This is a genomic window from Microbacterium gubbeenense DSM 15944 (genome assembly GCF_000422745.1).
GTDB lineage: Bacteria > Actinomycetota > Actinomycetes > Actinomycetales > Microbacteriaceae > Microbacterium > Microbacterium gubbeenense.
This window is the reverse complement of record NZ_AUGQ01000012.1, coordinates 1-16229: the sequence shown is the minus strand read 5'-3', so window position 1 is coordinate 16229 and position 16229 is coordinate 1. Positions and strand designations below refer to the sequence as shown.

Here is a 16229-nt window from a genome sequence, read left to right as displayed (position 1 = left end):
CGGCTCCTTCCACTCTATTGATGATCATGATGCGTATCTAGAGGAAAATGGACACCCGTTGAAAAGAGCAACGCGCTCCTCCCCCGTCTCGGGGAAGGAGCGCGTTGAAGGTGCTCGCCTACCAGCGTTTGAGCAACGCCGCCAACGCCTGGCCTCCGCCGATGCACATCGTGACGACGGCGTACTGCAGGCCGCGCCGCTTCAGGTCTATCGCCGCGCGCACCGTGAGGATCGCGCCCGTCGCGCCGACCGGGTGACCGAGCGCGATCGCGCCGCCGTACGGGTTCACCTTGGCGGGATCCAGCTTCGCGTCACGCATGACCGCGAGCGCCTGAGCGGCAAACGCCTCATTGAGCTCGATCACGTCGACCTCATCGGGCGACAGCCCCGTCTGCTCCCACAGCTTCGCGAGCGCGAGCGTCGGCGCATAGCCCATGTACTCCGGATCCAGAGCGGCCGTGGCGACCGCCTCGATCGTCGCGAGCGCGTCGAGCCCCTGCGCCCGGACGTCGCTCTCACGCATCAGCACGGTTGCCGCGGCGCCGTCGTTCACGCCCGATGCATTGCCGGCCGTGACGGTGCCGTCCTTCTGGAACACCGACCGCAGGCCCGCGAGAACCTCGAGCGTCGTGTCGGGCCGCGGGTGCTCGTCACCGGTCACCTCGACGGGCTTGCGGCCCGCGGTCGTGACGGCGACGATCTCCTCGGCGAACGCCGCACGAGCCTGATCCTGCGCGGCACGGCGCTGCGACTCGAGCGCGAACGCGTCCTGGTCCGCGCGCGAGACGCCGTACTTCGCGGCGACATTCTCGGCCGTGATGCCCATGTGCTGGCCGCTGAACGAATCCGTGAGGATCGCGACCGTACCATCGAGCGCCTGGCGGTGCCCAAGACGCGAGTTGCCGCGCGACGAATAGTCGAGGAACGGCGTGCGCGACATGCTCTCGTCGCCGCCGGCGACGACGACGTCGACGCCGCCCCAGAGCAGCTCCTGTGCACCCGACCAGATCGCTTGCAGGCCGGATCCGCACAGCCGGTTCACCGTCAGCGCGGGGACATTCGTCGCGAGCCCCGCCTCGAGCGAGACCCGGCGCGCGTTATAGACGTCCGGGCCGTACTGACCGACGCATCCCATGACGACCTCACCCACGGCGGATCCGTCGACGCCCGAACGTTCAAGTGCACCGCGGACGGCGGCTGCGCCGAGCAGGTATGCGTCGGTGCCCGCGAAGACGCCGCCGAACGAGCCGATCGGTGTGCGGGCCCCCGCGACGATCGCGACCTTCTCGGTCACGCCGACTCCTCCTCGCGGTTCGCCGCGTCGAGCTCGGCCTCGGACGGAACGTACCCGTCGATGTGGCGCTCGTCGGGGCCGTTGTACGCCGACAGCGGGCGAATCAGCGCGTTGGACGCCTGCTGCTCGAGGATGTGCGCCGTCCAGCCCGTCACGCGCGAGGCGACGAACAACGGCGTGAACGTCACGGTGTCGAAGCCGATCAGGTTGTACGCCGGCCCCGACGGGTAGTCGAGGTTCGGATAGATGCCCTTGCGATTCACGAACTCGCTCTCGAGCGTGTCATAGAGCGCCTCGACATCGCGGCGGTCGTAGTGCTCGATGAGCGTGTCGAGCGCGGCCTTCATCGTCGGCACGCGCGAGTCGCCGCGCTTGTACACGCGGTGTCCGAAGCCCATGATCTTGCGCTTCTCGGCGAGCGCCTTGTCGAGCCACGGGACGACATTGTCGGCGGAACCGATCTCGTCGAAAATGTGCAGCACGGCCTCGTTCGCACCGCCGTGCAGCGGGCCCTTCAGTGCACCGACCGCACCGACGACGGCCGAGTACAGGTCGCTCATCGTCGACGTGATCACGCGCGCCGTGAAGGTCGAGGCGTTGAACGAGTGCTCTGCGTACAGGATCATCGAGCGGTTGAACGCGTCGACAACCGCCGGATGGGCTTCCTCACCGAACGTCATCCAGAGGAAGTTGGCCGAGTAGTCGAGGTCGCTGCGCGGCTCGATGCTGGACTCGCCGCGTCGACGGCGCTGGCCGTACGCGACGATCGCCGGGAGCGCCGCGAACAGGCGAACGCTGCGCTCGAGGTTCTCTTCGGGCGTCCCCGTCGAGTCGAGTACGGACGCGGATCCGGCCGTGTCGCTCGCGCCGATCGCGCTGAGCGCCGTGCGCAGCTCGTCCATCGGGTGTGCCTCGAGCGGGAGGCCGTCGATGACAGCCTTCACCTCGGGCGCGAGAGCGCGGTGCTTCCGCTCCGTCTCGCGGAGGGCCGCGAGCTGCTCATCGGTCGGCAGCTCGCCGTTCCAGAGCAGATAGGCGACCGCCTCGAAGGGCTGGGTCTGTGCGAGCTCCTGCACGGGATATCCGCGGTAGAGCAGGCTGTTGGTCTCGGGGTTCACCTTGCTGACCGCTGTGCTGTCAGCGATGACGCCGGCCAAACCCTTCTTGATGTCTTCGGACATGCTCACTCCTTCGTGATCTGGAAGTTGAAGATTCCGGAGTCGAACTGGTTGTACGACTCGTAGTCGATCAGGTCGTAGAGGTCGGCCCGGTGCTGCATCGTTCCGAGCTGGCTCTCGAGGTTACCCTCGTCGATCAGCGTGTCGAGGGCGCGTTCTGCAGCCCCCATCGCCATGCGCAGCAGAGAGACGGGCCAGATCACCATGCGCACGCCGACCTCGCGCAGCTGGTCCACGGTGAACAGGTCGCTCTTTCCGAACTCGGTCATGTTCGCGAGCACGGGCACGTCGACGGCCTCCACAACGGCACGGAACTCGTCGAGGTTCTTCATCGCCTCGGGGAAGATCGCGTCGGCGCCGGCGTCGATGAGCTTCCGGATGCGATCGATCGCCGCGTCGAGGCCCTCGACCGCGCGGATGTCGGTACGCGCCATGATGAGGAAGTTCGGGTCGCGGCGGGCGTCGCGCGCCGCGCGGATCCGCTTGAGGGCCGTCTCCTCGTCGACGACCTCCTTGCCGTCGAGGTGGCCGCAGCGCTTCGGGTTGACCTGGTCCTCGATGTGGCACCCGGCGAGCCCGGCGTCCTCGAGCGTCTGGATCGTGCGCGCGACGTTCATCGTCTCGCCGAAGCCGGTGTCGGCGTCGACGATCGCGGGCAGATCCGTCATCCGCGCGATCTGCGCGGCGCGGTCAGCAACCTCGGTCAGCGTGGTGAGGCCGATGTCGGGCAGCCCGAGATCGGCGGACAGCACGGCGCCCGAGATGTACACGCCCTCGAAGCCCTTGCGCTCGATGAGGCGGGCCGACAGCGGGTTGAAGGCGCCGGGGAAGCGCAGGAGCTCCCCGGATTCCAGCTTCTCCCGGAACTTCTGCCGCTTCACATGGGCCGGAACAGTCGCGTTCAACATCAGAACAGACCCTTCGGGCTCGGGGCGGCGTCGATCACTCCGGGGTTGGCGACGATCGAGAGCTCGCGCACCTCGGCCGGCGTCAGCTCGGGCAGGCGAGCGGCGAGGCTCAGGAAGCGCTCGATCTCCTCGGACGAGAGGACCGGCTCGGCCAGCAGGCGGAACTTGTTCTCGTAGTTCGCGCGGGCGAAGGGGCGCGCGCCGAGCGGGTGCGCGTCGGCGACGGCGATCTCGGCCGTCACGGTGGATCCGTCCGTGAGCGTGATCTCGGCGCGGCCGCCGAAGGCCTTCTCGTCCGGGTCCTCCGAGTGGTAGCGGCGCGTCCACTCCTCGTCGAGCGCCGTCGTGACCTTGTGCCACAGCTCGACCGTGTCGGTGCGGCCCGCGCGCTCGGGGGCGTACGAGTCGACGTGGTGCCAGCCGCCGTCCTGCAGCGCAACGGTGAAGATGTACGGGATCGAGTGGTCGAGCGTCTCGCGCGACGCCGTCGGGTCGTACTTCTGCGGGTCGCCGGATCCGGATCCGATCACCACATGCGTGTGGTGGGAGGTGTGCAGCACGATGCTCGAGATGTTCGCGGGGTCGCGCAGCTCGGGGCGGTCGGTGCCGAGCTGGCGCGCAAGGTCGATCCATGCCTGCGCCTGGTACTCAGCCGAGTGCTCCTTCGTGTACGAGTCGAGGATCGCGCGCTTGGGCTCGCCGGGGGCGGGCAGCGGCACCTCGTAGCGGCCCTCGGGTCCGTCGAGCAGCCAGGCGATGACGCCGTCTTCACCTTCGTAGATGGGCGATGGCGAGGTCTGGCCGCGCATCGCACGGTCGACCGCCTCGACGGCCATCTTGCCCGCGAAGGCCGGGGCGTGCGCCTTCCACGTCGAGATCTCGCCCTTGCGCGACTGCCGCGTGGCCGTCGTCGTGTGCAGGCCCTGGCTCACGGCCTGGAAGATCACCTCGGCGTCGAGGCCGAGCATGGTGCCGATGCCGGCCGCGGCCGACGGGCCGAGGTGGGCGACGTGGTCGATCTTGTGTTTGTGCAGGCTGATCGCGCGCACGAGGTCCATCTGGATCTCGTAGCCGGTCGCGATGCCGCGCACGAGCGCGCGGCCGTCGGATCCGGCGTGCTGGGCGACGGCGAGGATCGGCGGGATGTTGTCACCGGGGTGCGAGTACTCGGCCGCGAGGAAGGTGTCGTGGTAATCGAGTTCGCGCACCGCGACGCCGTTCGCCCACGCCGCCCACTCGGGGCTCGTGCAGGTGCCGAGCGGAAGACCGAAGATCGTGGATCCGTCACCGCCGCGCGAGACGGGGTGATCGAGCGCCTGCGCGCGTGCCGAACAGATCGGGCCGCGGGTCAGCGACGCCGCCGCAACGGCGGCGTTGTCGATCACGCGGTTGATGATCATCTCCGTCACCGCTTCTTCGACCTCGACCGGATCGACGGCCACCTGGGCGATCTTCCATGCGAGCTGCTCGTCGTGGGGGAGGTTCTCGTCGCTGCGGTACGTGCGAACAGGGTGCAAGACGGTCATGGTCATCCTTCGATGTCGGGGTTCTGCAGAATGCTCGCGAGCGCGTTGTGCAGGTGCACGTGCGTCGCATGGGAAGCGAGGGATCCGTCGCGGTCGGCGATCGCCCGGGCGATCGTGCGGTGCTCTGCGACGGACGCCGCGAGCCGCTCGGGGTGGTCGCGCGCCAGGCGCCTGACGCGCACCAGGTGGGCGCGCACCGTGCGGAGAGCGGATGCGATGTAGTCGTTGGCGATGGCGTCGTCGATCGCCCGGTCGAGCCGGCCGATGAGCTCGTAGTACCGGTCGCGGTCGGCGTCCCTCTCGAGGTGCACGCCCGCAAGCTCGTCGGCGATCGCGCGGAACACGGCCGCATCGCCGCGCTCAGCGGCAAGCCGGGCGGCCGACTCTTCGAGCGCGCGGCGGATCTCGAACAGGGCGCGAATATCGGCTTTGTCGATGCCCGCGACGACCGTGACGCGCGGCGACTGCTGCACGATCAGGCCGTCGGTGGCGAGGCGGCGGAGCGCCTCGCGCATCGGCGTGCGGCTCACGCCGAGCCGAGCGGCCTGCTCGGCCTCGGCGACCACAGCGCCGGCCGGCAGCGTACCGGATTGGATCTCGTCGAGCAGCGTCGCATACGCGCGATCGCTCGCCTTCCCGGGGGACTGCTGCTCAACGGTGACCATGCCCCGAGTGTATACATAATTGCGCAATCAAAGCACGAACAGGATAAGAATCCTTCTTTTGGGACACAATCACCCCCACGGATGCCCCATCCCGAACGCGGCCAGCACCGCCCCGCTCTTCGCGATCGTCTCGTCGAGCTCCGCTTCCGGGTCGCTGTCGAAGGTGATGGCGCCGCCGGTGCCGATCGACGCCTCGCCCGCTTCCACCACGGCCGTGCGGATCACCACCGAGAGGTCGACGGATCCGCATCGCGAGAAGTGCCCGAGGGCGCCGGAGTAGACGCCGCGCGGGGCCGCCTCGAGTTCGTCGAGCAGCTCGACCGTGCGCCGCTTCGGCGCGCCGGTCATGGATCCGGGAGGGAAGAGCGCCTGCGCCGCGCGCACCCCGCTCACCTCGAGGCGCGAGCGCACCGTCGTCACGAGCTGGTGCACGCTCGCGTAGCTCTCGATCGCCATCAGCGAGGGCACCTCGACGGATCCGCGCGCGCTGATGCGGCCCAGGTCGTTGCGCAGCAGGTCCGTGATCATGAGGTTCTCGGCGCGCGTCTTCGGATCCGCGGCGAGCGCCGACGCCGCCGCGTGATCGTCGGCACCGGCACGCCGCCGCGCAGTCCCCTTGATGGGCTTGCTCTCGGCGTCGCCGTCCGCGGAGACCTGCAGGAACCGCTCCGGCGAGCACGACAGGATCTCGCGACCGGGCAGCCGGAGGTAGGCCGAGTAGGGCGCGGGATTGGCTCGGCGCAGCCGCCGGTACGCGTCGAATCCGGATCCGTCGAACGGGAACCGCAATCGGTACGTGTAGCAGGCCTCGTACGAGTCGCCGGCCTCGAGCCAGGAACGCACCTGCGCGAGATGCTGCACGTAGCCGTCGCGTGTGACGGAGGCGATCGCGGTGCCCGCGGGTGCCGCGGCAGGCACCGGCCGCAGACGCGGCACCCGCCGGATCCGCTCCCGCGTCGCGCCGATCCACGCGAGCGCGTCTTCCCGGTCCTCGTTGGGCCCCACCGCGACCACGGTGACGGACGGATCCGCGTGGTCGATCACGACGAAGCGGCTGAGGTGCACGAGCTGGGCCGCGAGATCGCCGCCCGTCCCGATCGACTTGGCGTCGTACGGCATGTGCCCGACGTATCCGCCGACGAACGGAAGCCCCGGCGCCGGGGCAACCGGGTGGGCGCTCAGGCGACGGTCGAGCTCGCTCCACACGTCGGGGCCCGAGAGCACGTCGTCGCGCGGCCCCTCGGGGGCGCCCATGATCGAGTGGCGCCCCATGCCGTAAGCCTGCTGCGAGCTGTCGAGCCACACAGCGTTCGGCGCGGCACCGTAGAGGTCGGCGAACAGCGCGTCCGCGTCGACGGCGCCGTCGATCCGGTGCGACCAGCAGCGCCAGGAGGGCGCCGGGCGCTTCCCGGGCGACACGGCCGGCGGGCGCTCGGGCCGCCGCACCCCGAGGAAGTTCTCCATCATCCGCGCCCCGTGCGCCGTCTCGATCGACTCGGGGTGGAACTGCACGCCGTGCCAGCGCCGCTCCGGCCACTCGGCCGCCATCGGGGCCCCGTCGTGCGCCCGAGCCGTGATCCGGAACGGCACGGGCTCGCTCGCGATGAGCGAGTGATACCGCACGGCGACGAAGCGTTCGGGCACCCCAACGAACAGCGCGGATCCGTCATGGGCGACGGTGTCGACGAGTCCGTGCGCGGGGCGCGGGGCGCGCACCACGGATCCGCCCGCCGCGATGATCATCTCCTGGAACCCGAGGCAGACGCCGAGCACCGGAACGCGCGCGTGTTCGAGCAGCGCGAACGCCCGCCCCACGTCGGCGGGCTCGTGCGGGTTGCCCGGTCCGGGCCCCAGCACGATGTGGGTGTACGCACCGAGCGCCGAGAGGTCGACGGAATCGGCCTGCACCAGGTGCGGACGCGCGCCCGACACCTCCCAGATCAGCTGCTCGAGGCTGCCGGTGTAGGAGTCGTAGTTGTCCACGAGCAGGACGCGCGGGCGCGGCATGGCTCCATTCTGCCGCGCCCCTGGTGCACAACTACGGCAGATCGGCGCGGCAGCGCCCGGATCCGGCCGGTGAAGCCGCAGATCGGCGCCGTGTGCCGTACTCGTGCGGGTGCCACACTGGAGCCATGGAGCTGATCGACGGCCTCCCGCCCTCTGCCGCAGACATGCGGGCCCTCGCGTTCGCGGGCCTCGCGCACTTCACGACCATGCGGGTGCACCGCGGCGGCGTGCGCGGCCTGGCCCGACACCTCGACCGTCTCGTCATCGATGGCCGCGCGCTGTTCGACATCGCGCTCGACACGGATCTGGTGCGGCGGCGGATCCGCGAGGCGATCGCCGACGAGCCCGAGAACGTGATCGTGCGCGTCACGCTGTTCGATCCGTCGCTCACCCTCGAGCGGCCGGGAGCCGATGCGTCGCCGCGGATCCTCGTCTCGCCCCGCGGCGCACCGTCCGGATCGCCGTCACCGCTGCGGGTGCGCTCGACCCGGTTCGGGCGGCAGAGCCCCGAGATCAAGCACACGGGTCTCTTCGGATCCCTCTACGAGCGGCGCCTCGCCCAGCGCGCCGGTTTCGACGACGCGGTCTTCGTCGACGCCGCCGGGCGCCTGTCCGAGGGTCCCACCTGGAACCTGGGCTTCGTGCACGACGGCGACGTCATCTGGGCCGATGGCGATGCCCTGCAGGGCGTCACCCGAACGCTGGTCGGTGGGGCGTCCGAAACCGTGGCCCTCGACGACCTCCCCCGCATGGACGCGGCGTTCGCGAGCGGATCCGGTGCGGGGATCCGGCCGATCGCGTCGATCGATGAGGTCACCTGGCCGACGGATCATCCGGCGTTCGACCGCGTGCGCGCGGCCTACGCCTCGGTGCCCTTCGACGAGATCTGAAACCGCGGATCCCGCTTCGGCGTCCAGTCGCGCTCGGGGCGGAACGCCCGGCAGGCGATGAGGATGACGATGACCGCGCCCATGAGGATCCAGCCGGGGGCGCCGAGCGCCGATCCGGTGACGGCGTCGAAGTCGGGCGTCGCCCAGAACAGCGGGTAGGTGAACGTGGCGTTCAGCGCACCGTGCCCGACGGCGGCCGGCCACACGCTGCGGGTGAAGTACCTGCTCCACTGCAGCAGCACGCCCACGACGAGGCAGAAGACGACCATGTAGACGACGCCCAGCAGGTCGGTGCGGTTGAAGTTGTAGCCGAGCAGGATGATGGGCGCGTGCCACACGCCCCACACCGTGCCGATGATGAGCGCGGAGCGCCAGAAGCCGAGCGGCGACAGGGCGGTCGTGAGGTAGCCGCGCCACCCGAGCTCCTCCCCGAACGCGGTGACGGTTCCCTGGATCACGACCAGCGGCACGGCGAGGAACTGCATCGTGAGGAAGAGCGGCACGTCGTCGGTGCCGAGGGCGGCGAGCTGCTCGCGCAGCATCGTCAGGTCGGCGTCGAACTCGCTCCACCCGAGGGCCGAGGCGAGGAGCATCGCGCCGAAGGCGATCGCGAGGAAGAAGACGGGCCACAGCAGGAAGAGCAGGATCTTGCGGCCGACCGGCCGGAACGGCAGAAGGCCGAGGTACCGCGCGCGTCCGCCCTTCGGCACAGTTGTGAAGACCAGAATCAGCGCCGCGATCGTCGGGGTCGCCATGAGCGCCGCTGCAATCAGCTGGAACATCGGCGAGGCGAGGCCATCGCCGAACCAGAGCGGGAGGCACACGATCCACCCGAGCACGATGGCGATCGTGAGAAAAATCCCGACGGATCCCCACGGCACGCGGGCGGGCGGGATTCCGGGTCTGACATCGTGCGGTGAGAACAGATCTGCGGCGTTCATGCTTCCATGCTGGCCGTGCTCTCCCCCGCGCACATCCGTCGCGCGGGGGAGATCAGGCCGCGATGCGCTTGTTCACGAGATAGATGTGGGTGAGCACGAGCACGGTCTGCCCGTCCTGATTCACGACGCTGACGAGCTCATCGACGTAGCCGGCCTCGTCCGGACGCTTGGCGTGGTCCCGCTTGGCCGTGATCTCGGCGGTGACGGTGATCGTGTCGTCGATGAAGACCGGCGCGATGAAGCGCACGCGGTCGTACCCGTAGCTCATCGACTGCGGGTTGATGTCGCCGGCCGTCTGCCCCACCGCGATCGACATGGCGAGCGTGCCGTGCGCGATGCGCTTCTTGAAGGGCTGAGTTGCGGCCCACTCTTTGTCCATGTGGTGCGGGAAGAAGTCACCCGTCTGCCCGGCGTGCGTGACGATGTCGGCCTCGGTGATCGTGCGCCCCGTCGTGGTGCGCGTCTCGCCGACCTCGTAGTCGTCGAAATAACGGTCTTCGAATCGCATGTCAGTCCCTCGTCAACAGTTCTTCGGCCGCGTCCCGGAATCGGCGCAGCAGTTCTTCGTCGGTGATCTCGCGGCGCAGGGCCTGGTTCGCCCAGACCGATGCCCAGTTCTGGAACTCGGGCCAGCCGCTGAACCGCGGCCGCACCGAGGCCCCCTCGAGGGTCGCCCGAGTGCCGCGGAAGAAGTCGAGGCTGTCATCGTTCAGCCGGTCGTCGTCCCACGCGGGGGCGTAACCGGGCTGGCCGCCGCCGTCGTAGTAGACCCCGCGCTGCACGTCGGGCGACGCGAGCCAGATCGCGAACGCGCGCGCGGCGTCGAGATCTCGCGCTGAGGCCGACACGGCGATCCCCGCTCCGCCGAGCTGCGACCCCGATACGCCCGATGCGCCCGCCGGGATGTCGATGTGCTGCAGCCGGTTCGCGCGAAAGCCCGGTCGTGAATAGTTCACGTACCCGTAGGACAGCGGTGCATAGACGTAGGTGTCGCTCGTCGCGAGCATCTCGGCCACATCGATCGGGTTCTGCGACAGGTTCTCCTGCGGGACCAGCTCGGCCAGGCGGTGCATGGTTTCGAGCGCGCCCCGCGCGGCCTCCTCGTCGAGGAAGACGCCGGGCTCGCTCGTCGGAGGGGCACCGTCGTTCGCGGTGAGTGTCACGAGGCTCGACAGCGCATGCACTGCATTCGACGGCCAGACGACCCGGCCCTCCGCGGCGAGCTCGAGCACGGCATCCCAGTCGCGCGGCGGATCCGCGATGAGATCAGGGCGGTACACGGCCACCTGGGCGGCGGCATCCGTCGCGAGACCGTACTGGCGGCCGTCATAGGCGTAGGTGGCGTGCGAGGCACCGACCGACTGCGCGGCGAGCGCAGCGAGGGCGTCGTCGTGACCGTGCCCGTCGAGCGGCGCGAACGCCCCCGCCTCGGCCGCCTGCGGAATGTGCGGATGATCCATGACCATGAGGTCGTTGTGTGCGGCGAGCTGTTCGATCGGCGCCTCTTCGAAGGCGCTGAGCGGGTGCTTCTCCCAGCGGATCTCGACGCCGGTCGTGCGCGCATACTCGGCCGAGGCCGCGACGATGCACTCGTAGCCGCGCGGGTGGTCCCACGTCATGCCCCGCAGCACGGTCATGCCCCGGCCTCCCACCCGAACTCCTCGCGGAGCGCGGCGTCGTGCTGGCCGAGCTTCGGTGAGGCGACGTCGCTCGTCAGGGTGTGACCGTCGACGCGGAGCGGACCGCGGGTCGTCTTCAGGGTGAGCTGCTCACCGGACCGGGTGAGCGATCCGCCGCGCTCGACCTCCTGCACCATGTCGATCGCGGAGAACCCGTCGTGCGCCACGAGCTCTTCGAGCGTGAGCACCGGCGCGCACCAGACGTCGGCGGCGTCGAGAATGTCGAGCCAATCCTGCGTGGGCCTCGTCGCTAGATGCGCCGCGAGCAGCCCCTCGGCCTCGTCGCGCTTCGACCACGCCTCGTCCTCGGTGAACGTGATCAGCTCGTCGATGCCGAGCAGCTCGCCGAGCTTCGGGAGCGGGTTCATGGCGAGCGCGAGGAATCCGTCGCCCGTGGGGTACGTGCCGTACGGTGCCGCGAGGAAGGCGTGCCCCGACCGGTCACCGCCGCGCGCGACCGTGACCGAGGGGTCGTTCAGGTGCACGCTCAGCATCTCGAACTGCAGGTCGAGCATCGCCTCGAGCAGGCTCGTCTCGACGAGCCCGCCCTTCCCGGTGCGCTCGCGGCGCAGCAGCAGCGCCGTCACACCCTGCGCGATATGGCAGCTCGTCAGGTGATCCGCGATCGACAGACCGACGGGCACGGGCCCCTGATGCCCGGATCCGCTCAACCAGGGCAGACCGGAGAGCGACTGCGCGAGCAGATCCTGCCCGGGGCGATCCTTCCACGGGCCGTCGTTGCCGTACCCGGTCGCACTCGCGTAGACGAGGCGCGGATTCAATTCGCGCACCGACTCGTAGTCGAGCCCGATGCGCTCCATCACGCCGGGACGGAAGTTCTGCACGATGACGTCGGCGTGCGCAATGAGATCCTTCACGCGGTCGAGGTCGGCGGGATTCTTCAGATCCGCTGTCATGCCCTCCTTGTTGCGGTTCATCGCGTGGAACGACACCGTCTCTTCATCGGCAACGCTGCCCGCGAACGCGAGGGTGCGGCCGATGTCGCCGGTGCCCGGGCGCTCGATCTTGATGACGCGCGCGCCGAGGTCCGCGAGGCGCATCGCCGCGACCGGACCCGCCAGGAACTGGCTGAAATCCAGGACCGTGATTCCGTCCAACGGCCTGTCTACGTGGTCTTCCACTTGTCTTCTCCACTTCGATGGGCTCGCCAGGTTCAGCGGCCTGGCGAGACAATCGATTGATTGCTCCCACGGCTGGTGAATGGGTGGTTCTTCTGTGAACAGCACCACGTTCGCTCAAACGTTTGCTCACGTAATTATGCACACGATCCGCGCAGTGCACAAGAGGCGACCCGCTAGGGCCTTCGGCCCGGGTCGATCGGCCCGGTCGATTCGCGCGCGATGAGACGGGGAGTGGGGTCATCCACGACGATGCCCGACGGATCCTCGCCCTGTATTCGGCTATGCACCTCGCCGAACGCGCGGCGTCCGAGCTCGTACCACGGCATCTTCACGGTCGTCAGCGGGGGCCACGAGTTCTCGGCGGTCCACGAGTCGTGCAACGCCACCACCGACACATCGCCCGGAACCGCAACGCCAAGACGGCGGGCGCGGGCCAGCAGGCCGATAGCCGCGTTCACGTTCGCGACGAAGATCGCGGTCGGTCGGCGCTCGTCGCTCAGCAGCGCATCGGCCGCCTGCTCACCATCGACGGCCGTATAACCGAACGACGTGACGAGATCCGGATTGACGCCCAGCCCCGCCGACGCCATCTCGGAACGAAAGCCGCACTCGCGGCGCACATTGGTCGGATTCTCGGGCACGCCGCCGGCGAAGGCGATGCGCTCGTGTCCAAGGTCGATCAGGTGTCGCACGGCGACGCGCGCGCCAACATCGTCGGGCATCGTGGCGGATCCCGGCGTGTTCGCCTCGACGGAATTGAGGATGACGACCGGCTTCTGTTCGGCGAATCCTGCGATCGCGTCGACGACGTTCGGCCGGTCGCCCGGTTGCAACAGGAGTGCGTCGACGCGGCCCTCGCCGAGGAGTTTGCGCGCCCGCTCGTCGCCGGGCTCGAGGTCTTCCGTGCGCCCCATCAGGACGAGATAGTCATGCTGGATCGCGGCATCCTCGACCCCGCGCACAAGCTCGATGAAGATCGCATTGATGAGATCCGGCACCACGAGCGCAATAACGTTTGAGCGCGCTGACCGCAGCGCTCGACCGGCCGAGTTCGGACGGTAGTCGAGATCGCGGGCAGCCTGCTTGATCCGCTCTCGCGTCTCGTCACTGACGCGTGTCTCCGGCGCATCGCTCAAGACTCGGGATACCGCTGAAACCGAGACCCCGGCCCGCGCGGCGACGTCGCTCAGAGTTGCCATGGGGCGATCATAATGGGGGATTGATATCCTGTTCACATGAGGAACTTCGCCGCCGCGCATATCGCGGGCATTGCGTCGATGCGTCTCCGCCGCGCCGCCTGACGGCGGCGCCCGAGTCCATCCGCTCCCCGCTCCGCCGTTCCGGTCATCGCCGGGCGGTGTTTCGTGCTGTCTGCGCATCGTCGCCCGGCTCCGCAACGAAGCCACGGAGACGATTTTGTCCCTCACCCCTTTTCCTCAACACGGATCCTCGGATTCCCTCGCCCTTCCTGCCGGTGATCGCGCACAGATCACCGCGTCGGGCGTCAGCATCACGCGCGGCGGGCGCCGCGTGCTCGACGCGGTCGATCTGACGGTGTCGCCGCGCTCACGACTCGCGATCGTCGGCGAGAACGGCCGCGGCAAGACGACCCTGCTGCACCTGCTCGTCGGCACGCTCGCTCCCGACGAGGGCACGGTGCGCGGCGCCGGCTCGATCGGCGTCGCCGAGCAGGAGCTCGATGTAGCGCCCGGCACGACGGTCGGCGACCTGATCGGCGAGGCCGTCGCGCCCTCCCACGCCGCGCTGCGTGCCCTGGAGCATGCGACCGAGTCCCTGTCGTCGAACGCCGCCGGCGCCGACGACGCGTACGCGGACGCGCTCGAGCAGGCCGTCCGGCTCGATGCCTGGGACGCGGATCGACGAGTCGATGCCGCGCTCGAGGCGCTCGATGCCTGCACGGACCGTGAGCGCGACCTCGCCACCCTGTCGGTCGGCCAGCGCTACCGCGTGCGGCTCGCGTGCCTGCTGGGCGCCGAGCACGACTTCCTTCTGCTCGACGAGCCGACCAACCATCTCGACGCCAACGGGCTCGATTTCCTCACCCGGCGGATCCGCGAGCATCGCGGTGGCGTCGTGGTCGTCAGCCACGACCGCGCGCTGCTCGCCGACACGTGCGAGGAGTTCTTGGACCTGGATCCGTCGCGCGATCGTCAGCCGCGCCGCTACGGCGGTGGGTACGCCGGCTGGCAGGAGGGGCGGCGCGCGGAGCGCGAGCGGTGGGAGCAGGAGCATGCGGATCAGCAGCTCGAGCACGCGCGCCTAGCCACCGCCGCCCAGTCCGCCCGCGACCGCCTGCAGACCGGTTGGCGTCCGCCGAAGGGCACCGGCAAGCACCAGCGCCAGAGCCGCGCGCCGGGCGTCGTGCAGGCGGTCGCGCGAGCGCAGGGGGCACTGGAGGCCCACCGCGTGGCAGTCCCGGCCCCGCCGCTCGCGTTCTCCTTCCCGACCCTGAATCCTGGCCGCGGCGTGCTGCTGCGCGCGGACGACGTCACCGTCGAGAATCGGTTGACGCGCCCCGTGACCCTGGACCTGTCAGCGGGCGATCGCCTGCTCGTGACGGGGCCGAACGGCGCGGGAAAATCGACGCTGCTCGCCGCCCTAGCGGGAAGGTTGGAGCCGACGACCGGGTCCGTGCGGACCGGCAACGGCGCGCGCGTGGTGCTCGTCGCGCAGGAGACCGAGGTCGACGACGCGTCGCGCACGGCGGGCGAGGTGTTCGAGCAGCACATCGGTCGGCTGAGCTCGTCAGGCATCCTCTCGGGTCGCGACACCGCCTCCCTCGGATTCCTCGGGCTGCTGCCCGGTGGCTCCGTCGGGACCCGAGTGCGCGATCTCTCTCAGGGTCAGCGACGGCGCTTGGACCTCGCGCTGCGCCTCGCCGAGCGCCCGGACGTGCTGATCCTCGACGAGCCCACGAACCATCTGTCGATCCCGCTCGTCGACGAGCTGACCGAGGCGCTCGGCGCGACCCGCGCAGCGGTCGTCGTCGCGACGCACGACCGGCGGCTGCTCAGCGACCTCGAGGAATGGCCGCGCCTCGAGATCGGTGCGACATGAAGGCCTGGACGACGGGAACGTCTCGCTCCGATGGGTGTTGTTCTGCGCCAGCGGCCGTGTATTCTGCGGGGAGCGTCGCGTGCCGGTGGCAGACCGTGTCAGGCATGGAGGCGTGGGATCTGAAGGAGGAAGACATGTCTATGTCGCCCCCTTCGCCCTCACGTGACTGAGGGCGACATCACCGGGCCAGGGTCCCGGAACAACCATCCGGATGCGCGTGCTGTTCGCGCTGACCACCGGGCAGCAGCGTCCGGGCCGCCCGGGACCGGCGAGCGGACCAGGCTCGTCGCCTGGTCTGCGGAGCTGCGTCAGGTGCACGATCGCCTGCGCAAGGCGTTGCGAGTGGCGCAGGACGCCGCTGCGTCCGGCCAGTTTCCCGAGGCTGCGGGCCGCGAGCTGCTCTTGTTCTGCCACGGATTCTGCACGGCACTCATCGGGCACCACGAAGGAGAGGATCGCGAGCTGTTCCCTGCGATCGCGGCCGCTTACCCTCATCTACGCGACACACTGCGCTTCCTGGAACAGGACCACTCGATGATCGCTCATCTTGTCGGCGGGCTGCAGTCCGCCCTCACGGAAGCTGCCGACCCCAAGGTCAAGTCCCGTGGAGTGGTGTAACGCTCGGGTGATCGATCGAGCTGGGGTTGGTCAAGCGGACAGGGCAAGGTCGGGGTCTTCGGTGTCGATCTCCTCTCCGGTGTCGGGGACGAGGCTCAGACGGCAGCGATTCAGGAGCTCGAGCCCGAGGTAGCGTCGTCCTTCAGCCCACTCATCGGTCTGCTCGGCCAGGACCGCGCCGACGAGGCGGACGATGGCGTCCCGGTTCGGAAAGATGCCGACGCTGTCGGTCCGGCGACGGATCTCCCTGTTGAGACGCTCGTTGGGATTATTCGACCAGATCTGCGACCAGACGTCTTTCGG

At 69.4% G+C, this 16229-nt stretch carries 15 protein-coding genes; 3 read left to right on the top strand and 12 right to left on the bottom strand.

What is annotated here, in order from left to right; translation table 11 throughout:
* Positions 1 to 118: 118 nt before the first annotated feature.
* From G510_RS0108540 to G510_RS16080, 6 genes are all read right to left on the bottom strand, one after another.
* Complete coding sequence (locus G510_RS0108540) at positions 119 to 1294, bottom strand: thiolase family protein (protein ID WP_029153297.1); 1176 nt, start codon at positions 1292 to 1294, stop codon at positions 119 to 121.
* Positions 1291 to 2475 (bottom strand): bifunctional 2-methylcitrate synthase/citrate synthase, encoded by a 1185-nt coding sequence (locus G510_RS0108535; protein ID WP_029153296.1) that lies wholly within the window; start codon positions 2473 to 2475, stop codon positions 1291 to 1293. The genes G510_RS0108540 and G510_RS0108535 overlap by 4 nt, the downstream gene beginning before the upstream one ends.
* 2 nt (positions 2476 to 2477) lie before the next feature.
* Complete coding sequence (gene prpB, locus G510_RS0108530; RefSeq protein WP_029153295.1) at positions 2478 to 3380, bottom strand: methylisocitrate lyase; 903 nt, start codon at positions 3378 to 3380, stop codon at positions 2478 to 2480.
* Positions 3380 to 4906 carry an MmgE/PrpD family protein gene (locus tag G510_RS0108525; RefSeq protein WP_029153294.1) on the bottom strand — a complete coding sequence of 509 codons (1527 nt, stop codon included), beginning with the start codon at positions 4904 to 4906 and terminating at the stop codon, positions 3380 to 3382. The genes prpB and G510_RS0108525 overlap by 1 nt, the downstream gene beginning before the upstream one ends.
* 2 nt (positions 4907 to 4908) lie before the next feature.
* On the bottom strand, positions 4909 to 5571 hold the full coding sequence (locus G510_RS0108520) for a GntR family transcriptional regulator (RefSeq protein WP_029153293.1): 663 nt from the start codon (positions 5569 to 5571) through the stop codon (positions 4909 to 4911).
* Between the two features lie 69 nt (positions 5572 to 5640).
* The gene (locus G510_RS16080) at positions 5641 to 7578 is read right to left on the bottom strand and encodes a chorismate-binding protein (RefSeq protein WP_036322536.1); all 1938 of its coding nucleotides are present in this window, start codon (positions 7576 to 7578) and stop codon (positions 5641 to 5643) included.
* Positions 7579 to 7703: 125 nt separating this feature from the next.
* Here G510_RS16080 and G510_RS0108510 point away from each other — a divergent pair, with 125 nt between their 5' ends.
* A complete protein-coding gene (locus G510_RS0108510; protein ID WP_029153292.1) occupies positions 7704 to 8468 on the top strand; it encodes an aminotransferase class IV in 765 nt (254 codons plus the stop codon).
* Here the strand turns inward: G510_RS0108510 and G510_RS16075 are convergent.
* The 5 genes from G510_RS16075 to G510_RS0108485 form a co-directional block, all read right to left on the bottom strand.
* Positions 8438 to 9409 (bottom strand): CPBP family intramembrane glutamic endopeptidase, encoded by a 972-nt coding sequence (locus tag G510_RS16075; RefSeq protein ID WP_051216605.1) that lies wholly within the window; start codon positions 9407 to 9409, stop codon positions 8438 to 8440. The two genes, G510_RS0108510 and G510_RS16075, sit on opposite strands and share 31 nt — an antisense overlap.
* A gap of 52 nt (positions 9410 to 9461) precedes the next feature.
* A complete protein-coding gene (locus tag G510_RS0108500) occupies positions 9462 to 9917 on the bottom strand; it encodes a MaoC family dehydratase (protein ID WP_029153291.1) in 456 nt (151 codons plus the stop codon).
* 1 nt (position 9918) lies between these two features.
* On the bottom strand, positions 9919 to 11046 hold the full coding sequence (locus tag G510_RS0108495; RefSeq protein ID WP_029153290.1) for an ABC transporter substrate-binding protein: 1128 nt from the start codon (positions 11044 to 11046) through the stop codon (positions 9919 to 9921).
* Positions 11043 to 12230, bottom strand: coding sequence for a CaiB/BaiF CoA transferase family protein (locus tag G510_RS0108490; protein WP_029153289.1), 1188 nt, complete (start codon positions 12228 to 12230; stop codon positions 11043 to 11045). The genes G510_RS0108495 and G510_RS0108490 overlap by 4 nt, the downstream gene beginning before the upstream one ends.
* A gap of 173 nt (positions 12231 to 12403) precedes the next feature.
* Positions 12404 to 13429, bottom strand: a complete 1026-nt coding sequence (locus tag G510_RS0108485; protein WP_029153288.1) for a LacI family DNA-binding transcriptional regulator — start codon at positions 13427 to 13429, stop codon at positions 12404 to 12406.
* A 217-nt stretch (positions 13430 to 13646) separates the two neighbouring features.
* On the opposite strand from G510_RS0108485, the gene G510_RS0108480 reads away from it, so the two are divergent.
* A complete protein-coding gene (locus tag G510_RS0108480; RefSeq protein ID WP_029153287.1) occupies positions 13647 to 15308 on the top strand; it encodes an ABC-F family ATP-binding cassette domain-containing protein in 1662 nt (553 codons plus the stop codon).
* Positions 15309 to 15650: 342 nt separating this feature from the next.
* Complete coding sequence (locus tag G510_RS19095; RefSeq protein ID WP_245563264.1) at positions 15651 to 15926, top strand: hemerythrin domain-containing protein; 276 nt, start codon at positions 15651 to 15653, stop codon at positions 15924 to 15926.
* Between the two features lie 30 nt (positions 15927 to 15956).
* On the opposite strand, the gene G510_RS16065 is transcribed toward G510_RS19095, so the two are convergent.
* The coding region (locus tag G510_RS16065) for a transposase (protein ID WP_036322534.1) at positions 15957 to 16229 on the bottom strand (273 nt) is incomplete at its 5' end.

What these genes read in the sequence shown, in the direction of transcription:
- G510_RS16075 (WP_051216605.1), bottom strand. Translation starts at nt 9,409, where the DNA reads ATGAACGCCGCAGATCTGTTCTCACCGCACGATGTCAGACCCGGAATC.
- G510_RS0108510 (WP_029153292.1), top strand. Translation starts at nt 7,704, where the DNA reads ATGGAGCTGATCGACGGCCTCCCGCCCTCTGCCGCAGACATGCGGGCC.
- G510_RS0108520 (WP_029153293.1), bottom strand. Translation starts at nt 5,571, where the DNA reads ATGGTCACCGTTGAGCAGCAGTCCCCCGGGAAGGCGAGCGATCGCGCG.
- prpB (WP_029153295.1), bottom strand. Translation starts at nt 3,380, where the DNA reads ATGTTGAACGCGACTGTTCCGGCCCATGTGAAGCGGCAGAAGTTCCGG.
- G510_RS0108525 (WP_029153294.1), bottom strand. Translation starts at nt 4,906, where the DNA reads ATGACCGTCTTGCACCCTGTTCGCACGTACCGCAGCGACGAGAACCTC.
- G510_RS0108535 (WP_029153296.1), bottom strand. Translation starts at nt 2,475, where the DNA reads ATGTCCGAAGACATCAAGAAGGGTTTGGCCGGCGTCATCGCTGACAGC.
- G510_RS16080 (WP_036322536.1), bottom strand. Translation starts at nt 7,578, where the DNA reads ATGCCGCGCCCGCGCGTCCTGCTCGTGGACAACTACGACTCCTACACC.
- G510_RS0108495 (WP_029153290.1), bottom strand. Translation starts at nt 11,046, where the DNA reads ATGACCGTGCTGCGGGGCATGACGTGGGACCACCCGCGCGGCTACGAG.
- G510_RS0108500 (WP_029153291.1), bottom strand. Translation starts at nt 9,917, where the DNA reads ATGCGATTCGAAGACCGTTATTTCGACGACTACGAGGTCGGCGAGACG.
- G510_RS0108485 (WP_029153288.1), bottom strand. Translation starts at nt 13,429, where the DNA reads ATGGCAACTCTGAGCGACGTCGCCGCGCGGGCCGGGGTCTCGGTTTCA.